The organism is Legionella longbeachae (assembly GCF_004283175.1).
Taxonomy (GTDB): domain Bacteria; phylum Pseudomonadota; class Gammaproteobacteria; order Legionellales; family Legionellaceae; genus Legionella; species Legionella longbeachae.
The window spans coordinates 194,068-218,212 of record NZ_RXNW01000003.1 but is presented as its reverse complement, the minus strand read 5'-3'; the positions used below and the strand labels follow the sequence as shown (position 1 = coordinate 218,212).

The following is a 24,145-nucleotide window of genomic DNA, read 5'->3' as shown; positions in this document are numbered from 1 at the left end:
ATGAATGCGACATTTTCTTCCGTAAGAAAGGCTGTATTTCCTGTGGCGGGTTTAGGAACGCGATTTTTACCCGCAACAAAAGCAGCACCTAAAGAAATGTTAACTGTAGTTAATAAACCCTTAATTCAATATGCTGTTGAAGAAGCTTATGATGCTGGCATACGAGAAATGATTTTTGTCACTTGCCATAACAAAACAGCCATTGAAGATCATTTTGATCTCGCCTATCAATTGGAAAATGAGCTAAGAAACCATGATAAAAATGAACTCTTATCTATAGTTCAATCCGTTACTCCTTCGGATATGGAGTGTTTTTATGTCCGTCAGGCAAAACCGCTTGGACTGGGGCATGCCGTTTTATGTGCCGAGAAAATTGTAGGTAATGATGCATTTGCAGTAATTCTGGCTGATGATTTAATGACTGGACAAATACCGGTTATTAAACAGTTGATCCAATTATACGAAACATACGGTCATAGTATTATAGCAGTAGAAAATGTACCAAAAGAATTAACCGAATGTTATGGAATTATTCAAGGTGTCCCGTGGAATAATAACATTTTAAATGTACACCATTTAGTAGAAAAACCGAAGCCAGATCAAGTTTCATCAAATACAGCTATAGTGGGGCGCTATGTTCTTACACCAGCTATTTTTGATAAAATCAGGGCATTACCTCATAAAGAGCATAAAGAAATTCAACTGACTGATGCAATCAATGCCCTGCTCCAAAACGAATCAGTTTTAGCATGTCTGTATGAGGGAAAGCGTTATGATTGTGGTAGCGTACTTGGATTTTTAAAAGCGAACGTAGATTTAGGAAAAATACATCCAATTGAAGGTGAAAGTTTTTCCAAATGGCTTACAACAGAATAATCAATTAATTTTAAATAGGAAAGTTATGGAACAACTCACACAAAAAAAGGCTTGGAAGAGGCTCGAGAAACTTGCAAAAGGAGACAGTATAGGGAATGTTGAAATTGAAAATTACTCTAAATCTGCGGCTCATATTACTCTTGATTACAGTGGGCAACAAGTAAGTTCTTTAATTATGGACGCCCTTTTTGACCTTGCTAATGAATGTCAGCTGTCTGAAAATATAGATGCATTACTGAGTGGAAAACCTATAAACAATACAGAAAATAGACCTGCTTTACACACAGCGCTTCGAGTCCCAGAAAGTGAAATAATATTGGTTAATCAAAAAAATGTCGTTCCTGAAGTCATTAATGCCCGCAAGCAAATGTATGAAATCTCGACTAAAGTCAGAAATAAAGAATGGCTTGGTTATACTGGAAAACCGATCACTGATGTCATTAACATTGGTATTGGTGGTTCAATGCTTGGCCCCTTCTTTTGTATTCATTCGCTCAGCGATTTAGTAACGGATCAAATGCGATTCCATTTTATTTCTGACATAGACCCTCAGGTTTTTCAGCGCATTACAGCAAAGCTTAATCCAGAAACTACGCTTTTTATTATTTCCTCAAAATCATTTACAACTCCAGAAACTTTTGCTCATTACCAACAAGCATTGAAATGGGGGCAGTTGCAGCAACATCATGAAAAACACTTTATTGCAGTTACAGCCAATGTGAAAAAAGCACAAGAAATGGGTTTTAACACCATTATCCCTATATGGGATTGGGTGGGTGGACGTTACTCTTTCTTCTCTGCGATTAATTTGATTTCCTGTATTGCGATTGGTTGCGACCATTTTTCTGAAATCATTAATGGTGCACATGAAATGGATGTACATTTTCGTTCAGCAAATTTTGCCAATAATCTACCTGTATTATTGGCATTACTTGGCATATGGAATATTAATTTTTTAAACACTAATAACTTGCTGTTGATGACTTATACCCAAGATCTACAACATTTCATTTCTTATCTGCAGCAGCTTGATATGGAGAGCAATGGAAAATCGATTAATAAACAAGGGCGAAGAGTAGATTACGCAACTGGCCCTATTATTTGGGGGGGATTAGGTAATCAAGCTCAACATAGTTACTATCAACTTTTATGCCAAGGCACACATAAAGTAACAACTGATTTAATTAGTGTTCAGACTTACAAGGATGATGTAATAAACAAAATCTGTCTTGCCCATAAAGAAGTACTCACCAAAGGAGGAAACCCAACTGATAATCCTCATAGTAACATTCCCGGACAAATGTCAGTAAATCATCTTTCCTTGGCAGATTGCTCACCAAAGACATTAGGCTCTTTAATCTCTTTATACGAACATAAGATTTTTGTACAAGGGATAATCTGGAATATCAATTCATTTGATCAACCTGGGGTTGAAAGCTCAAAAGAAATAATAAGACAAAATAATTGGATTAGCTAAGCCTTAACCAGCTGGGGTTTATGTTATTCCAAATGTAAACCCCAAACAGTTTCTGGTCTGAAACACCATTGTTTCTATTTTGACACCCATGAAATCTTGACATCAACGTGTTCCTCTTGTATCTTTTCAAAAATACAAAATTTTAGGTCAATATGATTAAAAACAAATCTATTTCTATTATAGGCACAGGCCACTTAGGCAGCGCCTTTGTACGTGGCCTTATTAAAAGCGGATACCCAGCAAACTTGCTCACTCTAAGTAATCGTAATACCCGCAAATCGGAGCAACTCGCTAAAGAATTAGATGCTTTATCTACGAAAAGCAATATTAATGCAGTTAAAGATACTGAAATTATAATTCTCGCGGTAAAACCTCAATTTATGCAAGATGTTTGTCAGGAAATTGCCCCAATAATTCAAAATAAAAATCCTGTAATTGTTTCTTTAGCAGGCGTTATAGATATAGAAAGCATTTCTCGGTGGCTTAACAATAACAAACTAGGAGTTATCCGAGTCATGACAAACACCCCTAGCGAATTCTGCAAAGGAACATCAGCTTTATTTGCCAGTCCATCAACCACAGCTGAGCAAAAATTAATGATTGAAGCTCTTTTTAATAATGTGGGATACACGTTTTGGGTAGATCAAGAGTCCATGATAGACACGCTTACAGCTCCTATTGGTTGCGCACCAGCCTATATTTTTCTGTTTTTAGAAGCTTTACAAAATGCCGCTATAAGTAGAGGGATTTCTGCAGAGTTAGCAGAAAAAATTTCATTGGAATCCATATTTGGCGCTGCAGAGTTAGCAAAAAAATCCGGTCGTTCGTTTGCTCAATTACGGGAAAGCGTGACCACACCACAAGGTGTTACTGCATATTCGTTGGAAAAGTTATCTATGGACAATTTTTTTGATATTTTCAAAAAAATTTATACCGATGCTGAAGAACGTATCGAACAAATTTCCCAAACATTACCAACTTGAGGCGAAACGGTCAAAATTTTACGAGATGTGTGACTATAGAGGGAAATCTATTGAAAATAGTCCTCAAAATGGAAGGTTTAGCACGCCTGTTGCTTTTAGACCTTCCGCTTTCGCGGAAGGTGACGAGAAACATTTGTAGATAGAAATGCCACACCCGTTGCAACAGCCTGAGGGCTCAACCATAGCGCTATTTTTACCTATTGAGTGCTAACGAAGAAGAAGGTGCTTCATTGCTTTGAGCTTGAGAAATACTTAATGAAAACAACCGATTAGAATTCTGGACTGAGCGTCTTCTTGTTCTGCCGATGTTTGCAACTTATCAAAAAATCCATCATCAAAGCATCATGTTTAAATAAATGAACGATTATAGTTAGCGTTAATTCAAAAGCTTTATCTACCAGATTAATAAGGCTTGGATTGGCTGAAAAAGGAGGAGCATATTTTTTGGACAGGTAATTGTTAAAGCCTTGCTGTTGTTTTGCGTTGACATTTAGGCTTTGTTTTATTTTAGTATCTTCTTCGCTCAATTCCTTTGTCCCAAATTTCCTTAATAACACTACCATTGTTTGAATTAACTGTTTTTTGAAATGCACCACCATAAATTCATTGATTTCCTCTTTAATGACTTCTTCTGTGACCAATTTCAGTAAGGGATGGTCAAGGACTGACTGAAGAAGCCTGAGTTTAACCCCGGAGAAACAACCAGGGCGATCTCCTTTGAGATCGTCGTATTATTCAAGCTGTCCTTTGTTTTTGCGTCTCCTTTGATCCCAATTATGCGCGCGCCCAATATGAGCCAATTCATCAAAAAATGCTCCAACGAGTTTCCAAAGTGTAGTCATCAATACATGGCTATCCTTATCGATAACCCCTAAATATAAAAGAATAATAAGCGAAAGACATTATTCAAAAGTAGACTAACGCTCGGTATGGGAGCCGTTAGTATAGACATATAGCCATCGATACTTGATTTCTTTTTATATTTACTTAAATATTGTTTTACTAGATCATCGAGCGTACCCATTAATGTAAAAATAAGGTCGCAAACCGAGAACCACCCTTCATAAAATACCATACTTCTTGAGGAATCATGGATGCTAGTGAGTTTTTTACATCATCGTAGCCGAAGAAATTCATTGATGTTAAACCTGAAGTTAATTTAAATATGCACCAATACAACCAAAAATGAAATATAAAAAACCAAGTAGAGATATTATATAGTCATCTTCTTAACCGTATGAGGAAGCATACTTGAAACTTTGACCTCTTACGTGCAAAGAATTCTTTCAAAAGCAGACTGAACGTTCTAAATGACATACATCTTGCATGAAAATGACTCTCGAAATATTTACACAGCCCTACCCCACCTTTTTGAGAGTCATTTTAATGAATCAATTCCAATAAGGATAAATTGCTTATCCAAAATTAGATACTGGCCTAACCCAGGGATGCAACTTTGCCAAACTCGTTGGTAGCTTACTGGCATGATGTTGTGCTTGAACTTTATTTGGATATTCTCCTAAAGTGAGCACATACCAAACACCTTTTGAATTAGTAAAGCGTCTCAATTTAGCATTTTGAGCAAGCAATTTATTCGTCTTACGAAAATGCTCAATGTGCTTTTTATCATGACTGGCAGTTAATTGAATTGTATAGAGATTAGTAACTAATTTAGAGTTGGTTTTTTTTGCGGGAGATTTAGCCAATTTAATTTGTTTCTTCGTTGTGACTTTTTTCGCATCCAAAATATGTTTGGCGGGCATAGGATGTTTTGCAGCAATTATATTTTTTACGGGTAATTTAGGGATAACAACAACCTTATCCACAATTGCCTTGGTATCACTGGGTATCTCATCATCTGACTCGTCAAAAACTTCTTTTGTAGGCAAGGAAGAGTAGACCAATTGCCGAGTAGAAGAATCCTGCCAGGATGCAATATAACTTTCTGGTTTTTCGGGTAATTCGGGTAGCTTCATTGCAATAGTTTGTATCTCTTCGCTATGAGCAGGAGTAGCGATGTTATCTTGAGGAGGTGCAGAATGAAACGCCTGGGATAAATAAAATCCAAAAAAACCAGCAACAAGTACCGTGCCAGCAGCAATTCCTGTCCTTTTTACTTTCTTGAACACGTCTATTTTTTCAGAGGGAGTGCATTGATTTACAAATGCTTCCAGATCATTATTAATTTTGGCCAGATTCCCTTTAGTTAATTGATAAAATTGTTTAATTTGTGCATCACTTAGAGGTTTACTAATTAGATGCGAAGCCATTGCACGCTGTGATACATAAGTTCTCGCCTCGCTTTCATTTAATGTCCCTAATTCTATAGTATGAATGAAACTATCCCCCAAGGAAGCCCCTAAATGATTTAGCGATGCAACAATTGAATAATCTGCGAGAAAACATAAATGAAAAAAACTGTAATTTTCTTGGCTTTTTATTGCAAATAATGCTTCCTGAATTAAAGAATCAGGCAGATACTGCGCATCATCTATCAATAATAATACATGCGACTTTTGCTCATTTATTTGTTTTACTATTGTAATTATATCCGTATTTTCGTCGTAGTTAAGGTGTAATTGAGCTGCAATATCTTTTATAAGGTTTTCTTTATGATAAGGAGGTTTAACCACTATGGAGGCTGATTTGATTTGTTGATCCAAATTATTTTGTAATAAAGTACCAAATGAAGTTTTACCCCCTTCCTTTTCAGATAATACAGTAACAAGTACATTATTAAAAAGAATCAAATGATTAATGAAGTCAATTTTTGCCAACCAAGAACCAGGTTTAAACAATACTTTTGGTTGGTTTTCAGCCTTTTCTGACTGAGTTATTCCCTCTGTCATTTTTATTCTCCTTTTACAGCCGCAACTAGTGCATGATATAAACTATCTTCTGTGATTCTGGCCTCGAGATAACAACTACCAGGATTTTTAATTAAGATAAAGCGTAATCGATTATTTTTAACCTTTTTATCTAATCGCATCAAATCTATAAGTTTTTTCAAGTTTATAGTGCTTGGAATTTTATGTGGCAAACCGGCGCTTGTTAATATTTGTTCAATTTGCGCAACCAACTGTTCATTGATTAATTTCATTTTATAGGACAAAATCGCTGCACAATAGATGCCTATTGCAACTGCTTCGCCATGCAGCCATTGTTGATAATGGGTATATGCCTCTAACGCATGAGCAAAAGTATGGCCAAGATTGAGCAGCGCGCGTTGACCTGATTCTTTCTCATCATTTTGAACAAATTCAGCTTTGATTTTGCAACATGTTGCAATTAATTGAGGTAATTGAGGGTTATTGGCAGTCAATCCCATTTGCAATGCAGCAAACAACTGCTTGTAAAACGCTCCTCCAGCAAGTAGTCCATACTTGATCATCTCAGCAATCCCTGCACGAAACTCTCTTTCTGGAAGCGAGTTTAAGGTAGCCAAATCAATAACCACTGCTTGGGGTTGATAAAAACTACCAATCATGTTTTTTCCTAAAGGATGATTAATTCCAGTTTTACCACCAATTGAAGCGTCGATTTGCGCTAATAAAGTGGTTGGAATTTGTATAAATTTCACCCCTCTTTGGTATGTTGAGGCTGCAAATCCAGCCATATCACCCACCACACCCCCACCTAAAGCTATAAGCGTAGTATCCCTGTGATGTTTGTTTTGTATTAATGCATCATAGATTGCAAATAAGCTTTGTTGATTCTTATGTTGCTCACCATCTTCCAAAATCACCACATCACATTGAATTGCAGCAAAAGCAGCTTGTATCTGTTTTAAATAAAGGGCAGCAATGGTTTGATTTGTAACAATCAAAACCTGTGAAGAAATGACCAATGTTTGCAAAAAATTTAAATTTTGCAAGCCATTTCGACAAATAATTACAGGATATTGATGTTCAGCTAAACAAACATCAACCTGCTCATAAACCTCAAAGTTCGCCATAAATATATTTTATTATATTATTTGCAACTGCTTTTACCGTTAACTTATCAGTTTCAAAACTAACATCAGCTAACTCATTATAAAAGGGCTCTCGCTCATCTCTTAATGATTCTAATCTTCCTTCAAGATCATTGGTTTGCAGTAAAGGACGCTTAGTATCTCGCTTGGTTCTCTCAAATTGTTGTTGTAGTGAAGTCTTTAGATAGATTACGGTTCCACGCCCTGCCAGTGCATTTCTATTTTCAGGAGTGATTACCACACCACCGCCGGTTGCTAAAACAATGTTGGTTTTTTGAGTTAACTCATCAATAACTTTTTGTTCACGACGCCTGAAACCTTCCTCACCTTCAATATCAAAAATCCATGATATATCAGCACCTGCACGTTCCTCTATAACTTCATCCGAATCAAAAAATTCTAACTTGAGCTCCTTTGCCAAAGCACGACCTATTGTGCTTTTACCAGCACCCATAGGCCCGATGAGAAAAATATTTCGTACTTTAACTATGCTCATTTTTTATTACATACCTCTTTAACTTTAAAGTCATTAATTCACAGATTGGGTTCTGAATAACCCTTTTTGACATCAATACAGAGATATCATCATTGCCCAAAAACAGGGGGTTATTGACACTCAATCCTAATTGTACCTCTCGTAGTAAAAATTCTCGAACAGTATTCTACAACAAATGGACATATTTTATAACCATTTACTTTTAATCATTTACTATTATATCACCCTTTTTATCACCTTCTTAAAAAACATAGGCTCCTGGCATCAATTAGATAGTATTTTCTTTAATTATAAATCGAAGCCTCAACTTAATCTCTGAATTAAGCTTGCATTATCTATTTTTCATCAAAACGTACTGGATTTCGCCCCTCAATAGTAGTGATAGATAATGAATTCGTTATTATTTTAGGAGTTATAAAAATAAGTAGCTCATCATTGTGAACACCAATTTGTGTATTTTTAAATAAATTCCCTACTACCGGCAATTGGCCAAAAAAAGGCACGCGAGTAATTGTCTTGCTTTTATCTTGTTGATAAATCCCTCCCAATACAATAGTTTGTCCATTGCTCACTAAAACATTGGTCTGAATTTCTTTAGTTGCAATTGCTGGAACCCCATTATAAGTCTGATTAGGTAATGCAAGATCCTGATTAATCTTTAAATCCATAAGGATTTTGTTATCAGGAGTAATTTGTGGTATTACTTTTAAACTCAAGACTGCCTTTTTAAATGCTACTGCAGTTGCACCACTAGAAGTTGATTGTTGATAAGGAATTTCTTGGCCTGAGTCAATTAATGCAGGCTGCTGGTTTGCTGTAATTAACCTGGGGCTGGAAATTAGCTCTGCGAGTCCTTCACTTTCTAAAGCTGAAAGCTCCAAATCAAGCAATATATTGTCGCCAAGCTGCGCTAAAGCAATTCCTACTGTAGCTGGATTTGCCTTTGTCAAAGGGGCTGCTACCAAATCCAAATTCAATCTGTCCGTAAAAGGTGTAACATCTGCAGGAGCAACCCCTTGCGCCAATTGATTTGCCCCAGCTAGAGTACCGCTTAAATGTTGCGGCTTGGAAACCCCCCAACGTATACCTAAATCCTGGGCAAAATCTTTAGTCACCTCAACAATACGGGCTTCAATCAGTACCTGTTTTACAGGAACATCCAATTCCTTTATTAACTTTCTGACCTCATCTACTCTACTACCACTATCTTGGATCCATATAGTATTCGTACGTGTATCGACACTGACTTTACCTTTGTCGGATAAAAGTGAGTTTTGTCTGTCTTTAATTAAAATTGCGAGATCGGTCGCTTTGGCATAATTAATTTGTATGAGTTCGGAACGTACGGGTTCCAGTCTTTGGATTTTATGTTGGCTCTTAAGTTGCTGCTCCTCCATGTCATTAAACGATTTTTGCGTGTCGATCACCATTACATTTCCATTTTGGCGCTGTGCCAGGCCTTGGGTTTTTAAAATAATATCTAATGCTTGATCCCAGGGAATATTATTTAACCGTAAAGTAATATTCCCTTGAACTCTGTCACTTGCAACAATATTTATCCCTGTGAAATCAGCAAGTAACTGTAATACTGATCGTATGCTGATATTTTGGAAATTTAAAGAAATCCGTCTTCCAGAAAATACCTGTTTCTTAAGTTTTTCCTGTTCAATTTCTTCCTGAGTCAACGGAAATACATCAACCATAAACTGTTTGTTAATCTGATAGATATTGTGACCAAAATATCTATCGCCCATTAAGGTCATACGCGCATTTTTTCCATCCTGTTGCAAGGTAATCAAATTCACCGGACTGCGAAAATCAGAAACATCAAAACGTTTCCTTAAATTTTGCGGCACTTTAGTATTTAAAAATTTAACTATAATTTCCTTGTCATGCTCTTCTACATCAATTGGAATACTGGCGCTCGAAACATCAACAACCGCACGTCCTGCCTGGCGTTCAACTCCTCGAAAATCAAAATGGGTAATTTCATAACTTGTTTTTACTGGACGATTGGTAATCAACATTTCTTTAGGGGCTTGAAATAATTCATTGCTCTTACCATTTAAAATAATCGTATAAACCTTGCCTGAAACTGAGCCTAAATATGGCACAGCGTATTTTAAATCCAAAACAGCTCGAACACGGGCACCAACAGTTACAAGAGTATAGCTAGCCAGAGAACCAAATTTAATTTCCTTCGTTTTCTGCTCAGTGGGTAACTGTAAATTAGTGTCAACAAAATCTATAACAATGCGTGCCGGATTTTCGATTACAAAATTACCTGGTTGTTTTTTAACCGGATAAGCAAATATAAAGTCGATACGTAACTTCTCCTCCGGCAAAGGAATCACCTTTACGGATATCAAAGAGTTATTCTGAGCAAAAGCCAAGCCCAAGCTCATTCCTATCAAGATTAAAAAAACAACTATTCTTTGCACTTATGCTCCTACTTCCCAGTATATAGCTCAATTTTAGTTCTGTGTTTTTCCCATTTTCCTGAGCTTTGAGTTGTCTCGATTAACTCTATCGAATCAGTCTTTATGGACACAATACGACCATAATTTTGTCCCATATAATCACCAATTCGGGCGGGAGTTACTCCCTTGTTAGGTAGCTCAATTAAGGCCCATATTTCATTATCTTGTTTCAAAATACCCACAAATTTTAATGCATCAAGAGGAAAAGCCTCCAAAGGTTGTTTCGGCCTATTTTTATCAGGCGCATTTACATCAACTTCTTTCTTTTGAGAAATAGGCTTGAATGGACTACGCCTATTGCTATTATCTGGAAATTTAAAAGATGGCAAAGGAGCAAATGAAGGAAGCGGCTCAATTTCCCGTGTTTTCCTCTGTTTTACATCATTAATATAGTTTACTAAATCCTCATTATCATCAGTACAAGCAACTAATAATAAAGATATGAAACAGATACAACAAATTCTTTTGTTCATCATTGCGCGCGATATCGATATATTTTAGCGGTAATATTCATCACCAATTCATCCTCTGAAATAACCTTATGATCTTTAGATGTTTCTCCTTCTATACTAAAGTCATGTAAGGTAACAATCCTTCTCATTTCAGCAACTCGACTAATAAACATTGCTAATTGAAAATAAGTCCCTACCACCGAAATTTTTATAGGCAGTTCTATATAAAAATCATGAACTACCTCAGGCTGGGGAGCAAATAGCTCAAACCTTAAACCTGATGCAACTCCTGTCTTGGAAATTTCTTCCAGTAAACCAGGCATTTCATTTTTTTCAGGAAGCTGCGTAAGCACCGAAGCAAAGCGGCCAGTCAAAGTCTTTAGTTGGGCACGATAGGCAGGTAAATTATACAGCTGACGTTGTTTGTTTTCAAAATCAGCTTTTAAAGTTGTTTCTTGCTGTTTTAGCGTATCAAACTGAGTAAAATTATCTTTAATAATAAGCCAATATCCCAGTGCAATAATTAAAAGGCTTGTACCTAAAAGCATACCAATTTTTACTATCAGTGGCCATTGCCCTACATTTTCCAAGGTTAATTCACTGAGATTAATAGTGTTCATCGTATAATCCCCAACTGAAATTGAGGGGCAAGAACAAAATTTAACTTAAATTCATTATTAGCAGGTTCCTGACGGTCTTCCTTCTTAATTTCGCTCAGAACAGGAGAATGGATCCATTCATTAATTTCTATATTTTTCATTAAAATTGAAACATAGGTATTTGATTCAGTATAACCAGTGACTGAAAGAATATCATTTTTTCCTTCTACCTTTGTTAAATAAATACCGGAAGGCATTACATTAATTAATTCATCAAATAAATGAACCATCAAGGTTCTGGTTGATTGCAAATGCTGAACTATAAACATTCTGGAAATGAATAATTCTCGAGTTTTTTTCAAATTTTTAATTTCAATTAACTGGCTATTCATAGCCGCTATTTCATCTTGCAGCATCTGATTTCGAACAAGTTGATTACTTACTAAATCAGAGGCATAAGTATTAATTAAAAACACAATAAATATTGAAAGCGCTATAACTATGAAAAATAACACCATGAACAGCTTTTTTTCTTGCTCCCGCTTTTGTTCTCGCCAAGGAAGAAGATTAATTTGTGTCATAGAGTCACTCTATATTTCTTAATGCTAAACCACAAGCTACCATAAGTGCGGGTGCATCATTATTTATTGCATCCAAATGGATTTTTTTACTTGGGGTCATATATGAAAGTGGATTAGCAATAATAGTTGTTTTTCCTAAACGGTCTTTAACTAAAGCAACTAAGCCTGGTAATTTGGCTAATCCCCCTGCTAATAAAATATGATCCACATCTCCATCTTGGTTTGTAGAATAAAAAAACTGCAAGGTTCTTTTAATCTGTAACAAGATATTTTCTTTAAATGGTTCTAAAACTTCCGTTTCATAGTTAGAAGGTAATTGTTTTTTATCCCTGGCAAGAGCTGCCTCTTCCAAGGTCATTTTATAGCGTTCAGCAATTGATTCAATTAATTGCTTATCACCAAATTTTTCTTCTCGGGAATAAACTAATTTCATTCTATGCAATACAAATAAATGGGTATAACATGCTCCAATATCAATAATCGCAATTGTTTTATCTTTACCAAGTCCTGGTAAATCTAAAGCAATACGTTGTGCTGCTCGCTCCACAGCGTAAGACTCAACATCTACAACCACTGTATCTAAACCCGCAGCCGCCGCTATTCCAACACGTTGGTTCACATTCTCCGCTCGCGAAGCAACGATAAGTACATCGAGTAGATGCGGATTTTTCTGATGCGGACCTAAAACTTCGAAATCAAGATTAATTTCCTCAATTGGATAAGGAATATATTTATCAGCCTCAGTAGCGATAAGCTCCTCCATCTCCTCTTCATTTAAGCCTTCATTAATTTGCACTACTTTACTGATTATCGCAGCATCTGGCACAGCCAAAGCAGCTTGCTTACATGGGGTATGCAATCGGTCAACTATTTTTTTAACACATTGGGAAACTGCATCAAGATCCTTAATAACATTACCATCCATTGCATTGGGTGGTAATATTTCTCGTCCGTAATTCTCTATAACAAGCTCATTATTCTTACCTGAGATTTCTAATATTTTGACTGCCGTGGATGTAATGTCTATTCCGAGAATTGAACGATGCTGAGGTTGTAGTAATTTGAGCATGTTCTTTATTCCTTTGAATCTTCCATACATTCAAACATTCCTTTTAGAGTATAGGTAGATGTTAACGTAACCTATTAAAAAATTACACTATTTACTATTCAATTAAGTTATCACAAATGGTTATCAATTGTCATATTTACTTCGATAACCAACTTGCGCTTCATCAAAACATTTAATATAGTGAAAAACCAACTTGCAAGGGGATTTTACATTTATGCTTTAACAAGGAGATTCGCATGACTCAATTAGAAGATTTAATTTATTCGTTAGCAACAGTCATTGTACGCTATCACGATAGTCAAGCATATACAACTCGATTAGTTTCAGACCCAGACAAAACTAAACTAAAAAGATTATCTCGCCTATGTGCGATTGATATAATAAAAAATCCGGAAGAAAAATTTGATGAAAAACTAACAAGCGTCATTAAAGCATGTACCCCAGGATATCCTGATCGCGAAAAATATCTTACCTTTTTATTAAATGAAATAAGTTTCCTAAAACCAAACCTTAGCCAAAAAACTCCATATACATCTGAAGAATTAGAAGAGATCCAACGACAAATAACTCAATTTTTTATTGATTGTCGACAATTATTAAAGAAATTAAAAACTCAAAACTATGAGATTACTTGTACCTCTATCAAACCTGTTGAAATCAAGGGATTAATTAATACGGCCTATACGGGTGGTTATTTTTGTACATCGGGGGATCTTTTAATCGATGAGACTTTAAACAGATTTAACATATCCAAAGACTCTTCCGATGAGGAAATTATAGAGGCTGCATCAAGTATATGCAGGGAATATCAAAACATCCTATTAATTTCAGAGCTTAAATCCCAAAAATTAGAGTTAAAATCTCAAAAATCAACTTTAGAACTCAAGGTATCTGAATTAGAAGATGTTAATTCTAAATTAGTTCTGCAAAACTCTGGATTAGACGCTCAAAAGAAAACACTAGAACTCGAAGCATCTGAATTGGAGCATGAAAAATCAACACTGACTCAGCAAAAATTGGAGTTAGAGGAGCAAAAATTTTCATTAGAGAGGCAAAAATCTACTTTAGAATCTGATAAGTCCGCATTAACACTCCAAACTTTCAAGCTCACTGAAAAAAATCAAGGACAAGAAATAGCTATTGAAGGATTACGGCGTGATTTGGAAAAAGCCAAAGAGGAATTGCGTCGTAATATGGAAAAACACCAAAAAGATGTACAAAAGCACCAAATAGAATTTGAGCGTTTCAAAAAGCAAAAAATAGAAATGCATCAAGTGCAGGAAAAAACGATTGAAGAATTGCGTCGTGATTTGGAAAATACCCAGGCAGAACTAGAAAAAACACAATTAGAGTTTCAACGTTTTAAAAAGCAAAAAATAGAAACGCATCAAGCCCATGAAAAAACGATTGAGGAGTTGCATCGTGAATTGGAAAATGTTCGAGCAGAACTAGAAAAAACCCAATTAGAATTCGAGAACTTCAAAAAACAAAAAGCGGAAGAATTACCGTTTCCTAAACGCCAATTACCTTCTCTCTACAGTGGTTTAGCTCCATTCTATTTGCTTAATCAGCAAATGGGAAAAGGAACTTTTTTTCAATCTAATTTAGATTCTGAAAAGGATATAAGTATAGTTGAGGATGTTACTTCAAAACCAAACATCGATTAAATAAAGATTGGGCACTTGCTCTGTAGCAAGTATTTCTATGGCGGTTTCGAATCTTGATATTACTTTGTTTCATTGAATTTTTGGATGAAAATTCAATGAAACAGTTAAAATCAGTATAAAATTCTTTCTCTTTTTTGCACAAAACTCGCAATCTTAATGAGATTCACTGTATAATACCCGCCAAATTTCATTTAAAGCATATATAACTCTATGAAAATGGCATACTTCTGGCGTAAGGGTCTATGGGCGCTGATGAGCCTACTTTTTCTTTTATTAATAGTAGGTAGTTTTTTATACCTCTATCTTGAAAGTCAACTTCCTAATGTAGACTCATTAAAAACAGTACAATTACAAGTGCCTTTACAAATATTCAGCAAAGAGGGGTTGCTGATTCAGGAGTATGGCGAAAAAAAACGTATTCCTGTTACTTATGATGAAATTCCACCAATGCTTACTCATGCATTAATAGCCACAGAAGATCAACGTTTTTTTGAGCATCCTGGTGTTGATGTAATGGGCCTTGGTCGTGCTGCAGTTCGCATGATAAAAACAGGAACAAAATCCCAAGGCGGTAGTACAATTACCATGCAAGTAGCACGTAATTTCTTTTTAAGTCGTAAAAAAACATTTTTACGTAAACTTAATGAAATTATGCTCGCCATAAAAATTGATAGAGAATTGAGCAAGGAGAAAATCCTTGAACTTTATCTAAATAGAATTTATTTAGGTAATCGCGCCTATGGTGTCGGTGCTGCAGCAATGGTTTATTTTGGTAAACCACTCAATGAATTAAACTTAGCAGAACTTGCAATGATTGCAGGCCTTCCCCAAGCACCTTCAACACAAAATCCTATTGCCAATCCTCTGGCAGCTAAGAAACGCCGTGACCATGTCCTAGAGCGTTTGTTAGAAGAACGCTATATTAATGAAGAGCAATATCAAAATGCGATTAATCAACCGATTACAGCTAAGTTCCATGGCACACCTATAGAAGTAAAAGCACCTTATGTGGCAGAAATGATTCGTCAATCCTTATATGACAATTTTGGCCCGGATGCTTATACCAAAGGTTATAAAGTTTATACTACTATCGATGGAACACTGCAAAATACAGCCAATAGTGTAGTAGAAAAGAATTTGATTGCTTATGATCATCGCCATGGATATAGAGGACCTATTGCTACGATTGGTGAAAAAGACAGTAAATCCCTGCATGAAATTCAAAAAATTCTAGGAAAATATCCTGAGCTTAATCATCTTTCTCCAGCAGTAGTAACCGAAGTACGAGAAAAAGATGCTACGGCTACGTTACAAAATGGCCGAACTGTACTGATCCCCTGGAAAGGTTTGGCATGGGCACGACCAGCTCTTAAAAATGGCTGGGTAGGAAAAGCCCCTGTAAAAGCCATGCAAGTAGTTGCCGTTGGAGATATTATTTATGTTCATTCAACAAAAGAACATTGGGAATTAGCACAAATTCCTGAAGCAGAATCAGCAATGGTAGCACTTAATCCTAAAAATGGAGCCATAGAAGTTCTAGTGGGCGGATTTAACTTTCAAAAAAGTAAGTTTAACCGAGCCACTCAATCAAGCAGACAACCAGGCTCCAGCTTTAAGCCATTTGTCTATGCCGCTGCATTGAATAATGGTTATACCTTAGCAACGTTAATTAATGACGCTCCCATTGTTGTTGATGATCCAAGCCAACCAAATTTATGGCGTCCGCATAATGTAAACCTGAAATTTAATGGCCCAACTCGCCTAAAAACGGCTTTGGTTCAATCTAAAAACTTAGTATCGATACGTATTCTTGATGACATAGGCATCAATTATACGATAGATTTCCTTACTCGTTTTGGATTTAACAAAAAAGGACTGCCTAAAGGTTTATCACTTGCCTTAGGAAGCTTATCTATTAGCCCTATGGAATTAACCACTGCTTATGCTGTTTTTGCCAACGGTGGCTATAAAATAGAGCCTTATCTTATCGACCACATTACAGACGCAGACGGAAAGATTTTATTGCAAGCAAAACCCACTGTTGTTTGCAACAACTGTGAAAATATGGATCATTCTACTTTGGCGCCTCGAGTACTGCCTGAAGATATTACTTTTTTAATGAATACCGCATTAAAAGATGTGATTCAACATGGCACGGCCCGTGCAGCCAGAGTGCTTAATCGACAAGATATAGCGGGTAAAACAGGAACCACTAATGATCAAGTTGACGCATGGTTTGCGGGTTTTAATGCAGATCTTGTAGTCACGACCTGGATTGGTTTCGATAACCCTAAATCTTTACACGAATATGCCGCGGGACTTGCCCTTCCCTTATGGATTGACTTTATGAAAGTTGCCTTAAAAGGAAAACCTGAAAGCGAAATGAAACAACCTGAGAATGTAGTTGCAGTCCGTATTGATCCCCATAGCGGATTACTAGCTCGGCCTAATCAACCAAATGGTATCATAGAGTATTTTCGTAATAAGGAAGTTCCAGCAGAAGAAGAGCTTGCTCCTGCCTATAATGCAAGCAACGAGCAGCAACAGTTGGCTCCAGTAGAAGATAGTTTATTTTAGCCATGAGCCGTGGAGATATAAGGCCTTGCATGAAGTTATTTATCTCCACATAGAAATTCATACTCTATGCAATCTATCCGCACTTTGTGAGTTGGTTCCCCCCTGGACTGAACACAACTTTTTTTGCTTAAAATTGTATATTCCAAACGTTAATACTCCTTTCAAACCTATTGTGTTAGCATATTATGATTTACTGAAAACCATAAATATGTCCGATGAGTTGATAAATTATAAAGCGAAACAAAAAACAAGTTGGGGGCTTTTTACTCCTCTAGAGTTATTAACTACCCTAGTTGCTCCGAAGTTGATTCAATTTTCTGGTATTAAGGCTCATGCTCATATCTTGGATGTAGGATGTGGGACAGGAGTAACTGCGGTTACCGCTGCTCGTATGGGAGCCCGAGTCTCAGCTCTTGATTTGAGTCCTGCACTATTAGAAAAAGCAGAATTAAATGCACAATTAGCTCAAGTAATTATTGATTTTAAGGAAGGTGATGTAGAACAACTACCTTATCCTGATGCAAGTTTCGATACGGTTTTAAGCCAGTTTGGTCATATGTTTGCTCCCAATGCACAAAAAGCAATTGATGAAATGCTTAGAGTTTTAAAGCCTGGTGGTGTTATAGCATTTACTACTTGGCCTACTGAACATTTTATTGGCCAATTATTTGCGTTAATCAGTAAATATAATCCTCTCCCACACCACATTGATCTGCCAGAAAAATGGGGAGAGCCGGATTACATTAAATATCGGTTAGGTAACCGTATAACAAACGGCTGTTTTGATTATGGTATAATGCATGTACCAACGATGAGTCTGGGACATTATTTGAATTCAATTGAAAAAAACCTGAGCCCCGTGGCGAATCTAGCACAACGCTTTGGAAGCGACTCATGTGAAATGAATAATTTTCGAAATGAAGTCCGTAATATTGCTGAAATTTATTATCACGATAACATCCTTCATCAAGCCTATATAATGTACCGGGCAGCCAAACTTACTTAAATAATGACGAGGAAAGGAATTAAAAGTTAATGAACAATAGCAGTAAATCTTTGCATCCTGTTTTAATTTTAATCTTGCTTCTTTTTTTACTACGAATATTTTTTATGTTCAAATCTAATTTATTAGCTGAAGAAGCATATTATTGGAATTATTCGAACCATCTTGATTTTAGTTTTCTTGATCATCCACCAATGGTTGCTATTTTAATTAAATTAGGAACCTTAATTTTTGATACAAATGAATGGGGAGTGCGCTTTGCGACTATTCCTTGCTGGATTTTAACCTGCTACTTTAGCTTTAAATTAACTACATTAATACGAAAAGAAGCAGGCTTATATGCAGTAGTATTACTATCTATAATGCCATTTTTTTTTATACATTCCCTAATTATTACCCCTGATATCCCTCTGATTCTATGCTGGTCGGCAGCCCTGTATTATCTTTATCAGAGTCTTGTCTTAGATAAATATAGCAGTTGGTATTGGGCAGGAATATGGATTGGTTTAGGACTCCTTTCAAAATATACCATTGTACTGTTAGGATTATCGACACTAATCTATTTGATATTAGATCCTGCATCCCGAAAATGGTTTTTACGTAAAGAGCCTTATTGTTGTGCGTTAATCGCATTAATAATCTTCATACCGGTTATTTATTGGAATGCTACCCATGATTGGGCATCCTTTTTATTCCAAAGTTCGCGACGATTTCATGAGTATTATTCTTTTTCTTTTCATAAATTAATTGGTTTAATTGTGGCGTTTTTAACACCCGCAGGTATCTTTGGTGCGTGGCTGTTATTCTCAAATGAATATTCGAAAAAACTGATAACGTTTAAAACAAAGTATTTTTTGCAAATTTATATTGCCGTACCACTCTTATTTTTTTCCTTTTTTAGTTTATTTCATTTGATAAAAATGAATTGGATTGGCCCCATCTTTTTAGCGATTATACCGTGGCTTGCACTCTTAATAGCTGATAAGCAACAAATACTTGGTATAACTTTTCGTAAAAGTTGGGCTATCACCTCCATCATTACGTTTGTTATTTATAGCAGTATTATTTATTGTATTTTGTCAGATAAGCCGGAAAAAATTAATCATTACTTTTTTGAAAAATTAATTCCCTGGGATAATCTTACCCTGGAAATTAATAACATTGCCCAACAATTAGAAGATAAAAACCATAACGTTCCTATTATCTTACCTCTAGATACTTACAATATTGCAAGCGAGCTTGCTTTTTATCAGAAAAAGTACGTTGAAGAAGGGCAAATACAAGCTTCTTATAAAGTTACTGGTTGGCATATTTTTGGTTTAAATAGCTTGATGTATCAATATTGGGGAAGTATGGATGAGGTTAAGGGTAAAACTTTAATTTTGATTTCCTCCAAAATTTCTTTCTTCTCACATCCACAAGTGAAGAAAAAAACGATCTCTTTAAGTACTATAAAACCTATCAATTATCATGATGATAACGGGCATGAATGGTCAGTTTTTTATTATAAAATTGTTAAGATGGATTAGGGGCTGTTAAACCTTTGAGAAATACTTCTTCTTTATGATTCAACAGCATCCCTTATGATTATCGCCCAGCTAAGGCTACAGCAGCAGGTGTAAACTCATAACCTAAATCGCGAGCAACTGCTTCAAAAGTAATTTTTCCTTGATGAACATTCAATCCATTAAGTAAGTGCTTATCATTTAGTAAGGCTAGCTTCACCCCTTTAGTAACTATACTTAAGACGTAAGGCAAAGTTGCATTATTCAAAGCAAAAGTTGAAGTTCTTGGTACAGCTCCTGGCATATTAGCAACACAGTAATGGACCACATGATCAACAACATATGTTGGTTCCTGATGTGTTGTTGGACGACTTGTTTCAAAACATCCACCTTGGTCGATAGCCACGTCTACTAAAACTGAACCTGGGCGCATTGAGCGAAGCATAGATCGAGTTACCAATTTAGGTGCGGCTGCTCCGGGAACCAAAACTGCCCCAATCACCAAATCAGCCCTCGCAACATATTTTTCTATGCTATCCGCAGTAGAATAAACGGTATTAATCTTGGAACCGAATTGAAAATCTAATTCATTTAAGCGCGCTAAAGAACGATCAAGTACTGTTACTCGCGCCTCCATCCCCATAGCCATACGTACTGCATTAGTACCAACAACGCCACCACCAATAACCACTACATTAGCAGCAGCCACCCCAGGTACGCCACCTAATAATATACCGCTACCACCTTGGGCCATTTCCAAACAATGGGCACCTGCTTGAATAGACATTCGACCAGCAACTTGAGACATAGGGGTTAATAATGGCAAACCGCCGTCATCTTCAGTGACTGTTTCATAAGCAATTGCAGTAACACCAGACTCTTTGAGCATACGTGTTTGATGTGGATCTGGAGCTAAATGCAAATAAGTGAATAAAGTTTGGCCTTCACGAAGACGTTTGCATTCAATAGGCTGAGGCTCTTTTACCTTCACAATTAATTCTGCCCTGGAATACACTTCATCAGCATTCTCAACAACCTCCGCTCCGGCATGCCGATAATCATCATCAGAGATACCAATTCCTAAACCTGCCCCCTTCTCCACAATAACTGAGCTTCCTACCCTTATAATTTCCCTAATACTAGAAGGAACAAGACCCACACGATTTTCTTGAGGTTTAATTTCTTTTGGAACACCTACTAACATACTTTCACCCCTCTAACGATTTTTTAATTGTTCGATTAACTGTGGTACTAATTCAAATAAGTCACCAACCAAACCATAGTCTGCAATTTGGAAAATAGGCGCATCTTCATCCTTATTTATTGCGACAATCACTTTGGAATCTTTCATTCCTGCTAAATGCTGTACAGCACCGGAAATACCGATAGCTATATAAAGCACAGGCGCTACTATTCTGCCAGTTTGTCCTACTTGATAATCATTAGGAACAAAACCCGCATCAACTGCAGCACGTGAGGCTCCTACTGCAGCCCCAAGAACATCAGCTAACTCTTCTATTAACTTAAATTTCTCAGCACTTTGTAACCCTCTACCACCTGAAACAACAATTTTGGCACTTCCTAAATCGGGCCTTTCCGATTTACTTAATTCATGTTTGACAAATAGGGTACGTTCAGCAAGAACCTCTTTATCGATGACTTCAATGTGACAAGCAGCTTGGTTGGCTGTTATCGGAGTAAATGCAGTGGATCTAATTGTCAACACTTTAATAGGATCTAAAACACGTACTGTTTCTATAGCATTACCAGCATAGATTGGATGCTCAAAGGTATTTGCATCAATTATTTTACTGACATCCGAAATTTGGGTTACATCTAATTGAGCAGCAACACGTGGTGCAATATTTTTACCAAAAGTACTGGCAGAAACCAGTATATTATCAAATGAGCGTGCAAATGAAAGCACTAAATCACTGATTTGTTCTGCTACTGGATGCTTATAGCAGGGTTTATCAATACACCAAACGACATGGGCTCCTGCAAAACTTGCAGCTTGTTCCGCTACTGAATTACATTCATGCCCTATCACTAATAAAGTTGGCTTTTCGTCCATCTCTAATGCTGCACTCAAAGCATTGCGAGTAGATGGATGTACTATTTTATTATCATGTTCAACAAGTACTAAAGTGCTCATCACTTCTCCCTATCAAAGCACTTTGGCTTCATGCTGTAATTTATTTAATAACTCTGTGACTGATTCAACTTTCACACCAGCACTGCGGATTGCTGGTGCAGTCACCTTTAATACTTCACTATGCTTTTTAAGTGCTAATCCCATATTTTCTAATTCAATTATATCTAGCGGTTTCTTTTTCGCTTTCATGATATTTGGAAGGCTGGCATATCGCGGTTCATTCAAACGTAAATCGGTACTCACAATAGCAGGCAAATGTATACTTAGGGTTTCCAAGCCCCCATCTATTTCACGTGTTACCTGAAGGGAAGTTCCATTTGGCTCGATTTTGGAAGCATAGGTAGCTTGCGGCCAATTTAATAAAGAAGCTAACATTTGTGGCGTTTGATTACTATCATCATCTATAGCTTGCTTACCCATCAAAACTAAATCTGGTTTTTCATCTTCACTAATCTTTTTTAATATTTTAGCGATATTCAAGCTTTCAAAAGAATCTTGGGTTCGTACCAAAATTGCTCTGTCAACACCTAGAGCTAAAGCATGACGCAGTGTTTCTTGTGAGTTGTCTCCACCAATACTTACCGCAACAACTTCAGTCGCCCAGTTCTTTTCACGCAGACGTAATGCTTCTTCAACAGCAATTTCATCAAATGGATTCATTGCCATTTTGATATTTTGTGTTTCAACTCCGGTATTGTCCGATTTAACTCTAATTTTTACATAAGGATCAATTACACGCTTCACTGCCACGAGAATTTTCATAATTCCTCACTGGATAATCAAAACAAACGCATCTTGCCAGAGATACGGTATCTAATTCAAGGGGAAGTAACAATTTAAACAAAATTTACCGTATTGTCTGTTTATAATTCTACTATGCTGTTCAAAATAGCTTAATTTATTACGCAATGACATTTATTAGCACATGATGAAATAAGCAAACTATTTTGATCCAAATTTGCAAATTGTATCCCGCTCCTCACGATTCGGCAATGTCATCTGATTTGCCATATTGCCCATTAATAAACTGATCACTCGATCTGCTCGATCAATTGCTATTGCAGTATTACCATTGTAAACATGTGAATCTTGTTTCACTAAGACTAATCTTTCAAATGCTTTTTTTATTTTTTCCTCTACTTCTAAATCACCCTCTTTATCGATAACTCGCATGTGGAGTAAAAATGCTTCTAAAGATCGGGATTTTACTCCTCCTGCCCGCCAATTTTTAAAAAATTGCTGATCTAATAATCCAAGGTATGACTCAATAGGGGCTGCAATCATTTTTAGTTCTGGAGTCCTAAAGTTTTCAATAGTACTTTGATTGTGGCTTGCCAGAACTAATTCCTTACATATTGATAGATCGTCAGGTTCTTCATAGGGATGCTTCGTCGTTGAAGAAACAGCAATTAGGGGGGTTAAAAGAGCAGACCCAATCTGTAAACTGGCATCATAAAATTGACGCGTTGCCCAGAAAGTCATTTCGAGTAAACGGACCAATAAAGTTGTTGTCGCCGTTGCCGTCACTGCGCTAATTTTCTGTAATGTTTCACCCAGTTTTTGTAACTCCCTAGATTGACTGCTCCCAAGGTATTGTCCACTTTTTAATAAAGCAAAATAAAGCGCATAAACGGCAAATAACTCTTCTGCAAAAACAAAAGTTCCAAAACTAATAAAGACCATAGGAAGAAACGAGATAAGAGCGCGTAAGCCGGTTGGTTTTATCTTGCCAACCTCATCGAAATAGCTTGTTGACTCTTCTAACAAACCTAAAAGGCTGGCATAAAAATTACGCTCAGTATACGTTCTAGAGCGATTTTTTAACATTTCCAGCCACTTTTTTAAATCTTCACGAGTCGTAATTTCATCAAACTGAATAGGTTTAAAGTCTTGTGGTGAAGTTAGTTTTTCATAACAAAGCATTAATGTTTTGAAACATGCCCCATCATTACGGCCTTCAGACAATTTTTTTTCGAGCCATACAATTTCAGGACTAAATGTACAGCCATGATCCGGATGAAACTGCACTGCCATTGATTTATAATTTTTTCGAATCTTCTTCTTGTCCGGACCATCTTTTAACAGTAGCTTATTGATACATCTAATAAAATCAGCATCTAAACGTAACAGGGTTTCTTTATTCAAATCACCCAAATAACTTTGATTTTTCTCATCATAACTGGCATAAATGCTAACCAGAGTTTTTAATTCCGTTTCTATACTCATCAGCACTCCCTTGCGTTAGTGATGGA

The 24,145-nt window shown here is 36.4% G+C and carries 20 protein-coding genes; 7 read left to right on the top strand and 13 right to left on the bottom strand.

From position 1 onward, the window contains the following. The 3 genes from galU (at position 1) to proC (ending at position 3,336) form a co-directional block, all read left to right on the top strand. Positions 1-876, top strand: a complete 876-nt coding sequence (galU, locus tag EKG34_RS04380) for a UTP--glucose-1-phosphate uridylyltransferase GalU (RefSeq protein WP_003632462.1) — start codon at positions 1-3, stop codon at positions 874-876. Between the two features lie 25 nt (positions 877-901). Continuing rightward, positions 902-2,353 carry a glucose-6-phosphate isomerase gene (pgi, locus tag EKG34_RS04375; protein WP_012978915.1) on the top strand — a complete coding sequence of 484 codons (1,452 nt, stop codon included), beginning with the start codon at positions 902-904 and terminating at the stop codon, positions 2,351-2,353. Between the two features lie 152 nt (positions 2,354-2,505). Beyond that, positions 2,506-3,336 carry a pyrroline-5-carboxylate reductase gene (proC, locus tag EKG34_RS04370; RefSeq protein ID WP_012978914.1) on the top strand — a complete coding sequence of 277 codons (831 nt, stop codon included), beginning with the start codon at positions 2,506-2,508 and terminating at the stop codon, positions 3,334-3,336. A gap of 269 nt (positions 3,337-3,605) precedes the next feature. Here proC and EKG34_RS04365 read toward each other — a convergent pair whose 3' ends face one another. The 9 genes from EKG34_RS04365 to pilM form a co-directional block, all read right to left on the bottom strand. After that, on the bottom strand, positions 3,606-3,935 hold the full coding sequence (locus tag EKG34_RS04365; RefSeq protein WP_003632466.1) for a hypothetical protein: 330 nt from the start codon (positions 3,933-3,935) through the stop codon (positions 3,606-3,608). An 816-nt stretch (positions 3,936-4,751) separates the two neighbouring features. Beyond that, positions 4,752-6,185 (bottom strand): SPOR domain-containing protein, encoded by a 1,434-nt coding sequence (locus tag EKG34_RS04360; RefSeq protein ID WP_012978912.1) that lies wholly within the window; start codon positions 6,183-6,185, stop codon positions 4,752-4,754. Between the two features lie 2 nt (positions 6,186-6,187). Then, complete coding sequence (gene aroB, locus EKG34_RS04355) at positions 6,188-7,291, bottom strand: 3-dehydroquinate synthase (protein WP_003632468.1); 1,104 nt, start codon at positions 7,289-7,291, stop codon at positions 6,188-6,190. After that, a complete protein-coding gene (gene aroK / locus EKG34_RS04350) occupies positions 7,278-7,805 on the bottom strand; it encodes a shikimate kinase AroK (RefSeq protein WP_003632469.1) in 528 nt (175 codons plus the stop codon). The genes aroB and aroK overlap by 14 nt, the downstream gene beginning before the upstream one ends. 335 nt (positions 7,806-8,140) lie before the next feature. Next, positions 8,141-10,246 carry a type IV pilus secretin PilQ gene (locus EKG34_RS04345; RefSeq protein ID WP_012978911.1) on the bottom strand — a complete coding sequence of 702 codons (2,106 nt, stop codon included), beginning with the start codon at positions 10,244-10,246 and terminating at the stop codon, positions 8,141-8,143. 8 nt (positions 10,247-10,254) lie between these two features. Then, positions 10,255-10,761 carry a pilus assembly protein PilP gene (locus tag EKG34_RS04340; RefSeq protein WP_003632471.1) on the bottom strand — a complete coding sequence of 169 codons (507 nt, stop codon included), beginning with the start codon at positions 10,759-10,761 and terminating at the stop codon, positions 10,255-10,257. Then, on the bottom strand, positions 10,758-11,357 hold the full coding sequence (locus EKG34_RS04335; protein ID WP_012978910.1) for a type IV pilus inner membrane component PilO: 600 nt from the start codon (positions 11,355-11,357) through the stop codon (positions 10,758-10,760). Before EKG34_RS04335 ends, EKG34_RS04340 begins: the two co-directional genes overlap by 4 nt. Then, entirely contained in the window at positions 11,354-11,917 is a 564-nt protein-coding gene (locus tag EKG34_RS04330; RefSeq protein ID WP_003632473.1) for a PilN domain-containing protein, read from the bottom strand. The genes EKG34_RS04335 and EKG34_RS04330 overlap by 4 nt, the downstream gene beginning before the upstream one ends. A gap of 4 nt (positions 11,918-11,921) precedes the next feature. Then, positions 11,922-12,986, bottom strand: coding sequence for a type IV pilus assembly protein PilM (gene pilM, locus EKG34_RS04325; RefSeq protein ID WP_003632474.1), 1,065 nt, complete (start codon positions 12,984-12,986; stop codon positions 11,922-11,924). A 236-nt stretch (positions 12,987-13,222) separates the two neighbouring features. Here pilM and EKG34_RS04320 point away from each other — a divergent pair, with 236 nt between their 5' ends. From EKG34_RS04320 to EKG34_RS04305, 4 genes are all read left to right on the top strand, one after another. Continuing rightward, complete coding sequence (locus tag EKG34_RS04320) at positions 13,223-14,653, top strand: coiled-coil domain-containing protein (protein ID WP_080619813.1); 1,431 nt, start codon at positions 13,223-13,225, stop codon at positions 14,651-14,653. Between the two features lie 210 nt (positions 14,654-14,863). Next, positions 14,864-17,230: a penicillin-binding protein 1A gene (locus EKG34_RS04315; RefSeq protein ID WP_012978909.1), complete on the top strand. Its 2,367-nt coding sequence runs from the start codon at positions 14,864-14,866 to the stop codon at positions 17,228-17,230. Between the two features lie 208 nt (positions 17,231-17,438). Then, positions 17,439-18,236, top strand: a complete 798-nt coding sequence (locus EKG34_RS04310; RefSeq protein ID WP_003632478.1) for a class I SAM-dependent methyltransferase — start codon at positions 17,439-17,441, stop codon at positions 18,234-18,236. A gap of 29 nt (positions 18,237-18,265) precedes the next feature. Continuing rightward, positions 18,266-19,762 (top strand): glycosyltransferase family 39 protein, encoded by a 1,497-nt coding sequence (locus EKG34_RS04305; protein ID WP_012978907.1) that lies wholly within the window; start codon positions 18,266-18,268, stop codon positions 19,760-19,762. A 58-nt stretch (positions 19,763-19,820) separates the two neighbouring features. Here EKG34_RS04305 and ald read toward each other — a convergent pair whose 3' ends face one another. The 4 genes from ald to EKG34_RS04285 form a co-directional block, all read right to left on the bottom strand. Continuing rightward, complete coding sequence (ald, locus tag EKG34_RS04300) at positions 19,821-20,942, bottom strand: alanine dehydrogenase (RefSeq protein ID WP_003632481.1); 1,122 nt, start codon at positions 20,940-20,942, stop codon at positions 19,821-19,823. Positions 20,943-20,954: 12 nt separating this feature from the next. Next, on the bottom strand, positions 20,955-21,893 hold the full coding sequence (locus EKG34_RS04295; RefSeq protein WP_003632482.1) for an electron transfer flavoprotein subunit alpha/FixB family protein: 939 nt from the start codon (positions 21,891-21,893) through the stop codon (positions 20,955-20,957). 12 nt (positions 21,894-21,905) lie between these two features. Beyond that, complete coding sequence (locus tag EKG34_RS04290; protein WP_003632483.1) at positions 21,906-22,655, bottom strand: electron transfer flavoprotein subunit beta/FixA family protein; 750 nt, start codon at positions 22,653-22,655, stop codon at positions 21,906-21,908. Positions 22,656-22,835: 180 nt separating this feature from the next. Further along, entirely contained in the window at positions 22,836-24,119 is a 1,284-nt protein-coding gene (locus tag EKG34_RS04285) for a hypothetical protein (RefSeq protein ID WP_012978906.1), read from the bottom strand. Between the last annotated feature and the right edge of the window lie 26 nt (positions 24,120-24,145).

Coding starts and splice junctions, on each gene's coding strand:
- EKG34_RS04315 (WP_012978909.1), top strand. CDS start 14,864: ATGAAAATGGCATACTTCTGGCGTAAGGGTCTATGGGCGCTGATGAGC.
- EKG34_RS04305 (WP_012978907.1), top strand. CDS start 18,266: ATGAACAATAGCAGTAAATCTTTGCATCCTGTTTTAATTTTAATCTTG.
- EKG34_RS04285 (WP_012978906.1), bottom strand. CDS start 24,119: ATGAGTATAGAAACGGAATTAAAAACTCTGGTTAGCATTTATGCCAGT.
- EKG34_RS04335 (WP_012978910.1), bottom strand. CDS start 11,357: ATGAACACTATTAATCTCAGTGAATTAACCTTGGAAAATGTAGGGCAA.
- pilM (WP_003632474.1), bottom strand. CDS start 12,986: ATGCTCAAATTACTACAACCTCAGCATCGTTCAATTCTCGGAATAGAC.
- galU (WP_003632462.1), top strand. CDS start 1: ATGAATGCGACATTTTCTTCCGTAAGAAAGGCTGTATTTCCTGTGGCG.
- ald (WP_003632481.1), bottom strand. CDS start 20,942: ATGTTAGTAGGTGTTCCAAAAGAAATTAAACCTCAAGAAAATCGTGTG.
- EKG34_RS04340 (WP_003632471.1), bottom strand. CDS start 10,761: ATGATGAACAAAAGAATTTGTTGTATCTGTTTCATATCTTTATTATTA.
- EKG34_RS04310 (WP_003632478.1), top strand. CDS start 17,439: ATGTCCGATGAGTTGATAAATTATAAAGCGAAACAAAAAACAAGTTGG.
- EKG34_RS04295 (WP_003632482.1), bottom strand. CDS start 21,893: ATGAGCACTTTAGTACTTGTTGAACATGATAATAAAATAGTACATCCA.
- EKG34_RS04365 (WP_003632466.1), bottom strand. CDS start 3,935: ATGGTGGTGCATTTCAAAAAACAGTTAATTCAAACAATGGTAGTGTTA.
- aroB (WP_003632468.1), bottom strand. CDS start 7,291: ATGGCGAACTTTGAGGTTTATGAGCAGGTTGATGTTTGTTTAGCTGAA.
- EKG34_RS04320 (WP_080619813.1), top strand. CDS start 13,223: ATGACTCAATTAGAAGATTTAATTTATTCGTTAGCAACAGTCATTGTA.
- proC (WP_012978914.1), top strand. CDS start 2,506: ATGATTAAAAACAAATCTATTTCTATTATAGGCACAGGCCACTTAGGC.
- pgi (WP_012978915.1), top strand. CDS start 902: ATGGAACAACTCACACAAAAAAAGGCTTGGAAGAGGCTCGAGAAACTT.
- EKG34_RS04290 (WP_003632483.1), bottom strand. CDS start 22,655: ATGAAAATTCTCGTGGCAGTGAAGCGTGTAATTGATCCTTATGTAAAA.
- EKG34_RS04330 (WP_003632473.1), bottom strand. CDS start 11,917: ATGACACAAATTAATCTTCTTCCTTGGCGAGAACAAAAGCGGGAGCAA.
- EKG34_RS04360 (WP_012978912.1), bottom strand. CDS start 6,185: ATGACAGAGGGAATAACTCAGTCAGAAAAGGCTGAAAACCAACCAAAA.
- aroK (WP_003632469.1), bottom strand. CDS start 7,805: ATGAGCATAGTTAAAGTACGAAATATTTTTCTCATCGGGCCTATGGGT.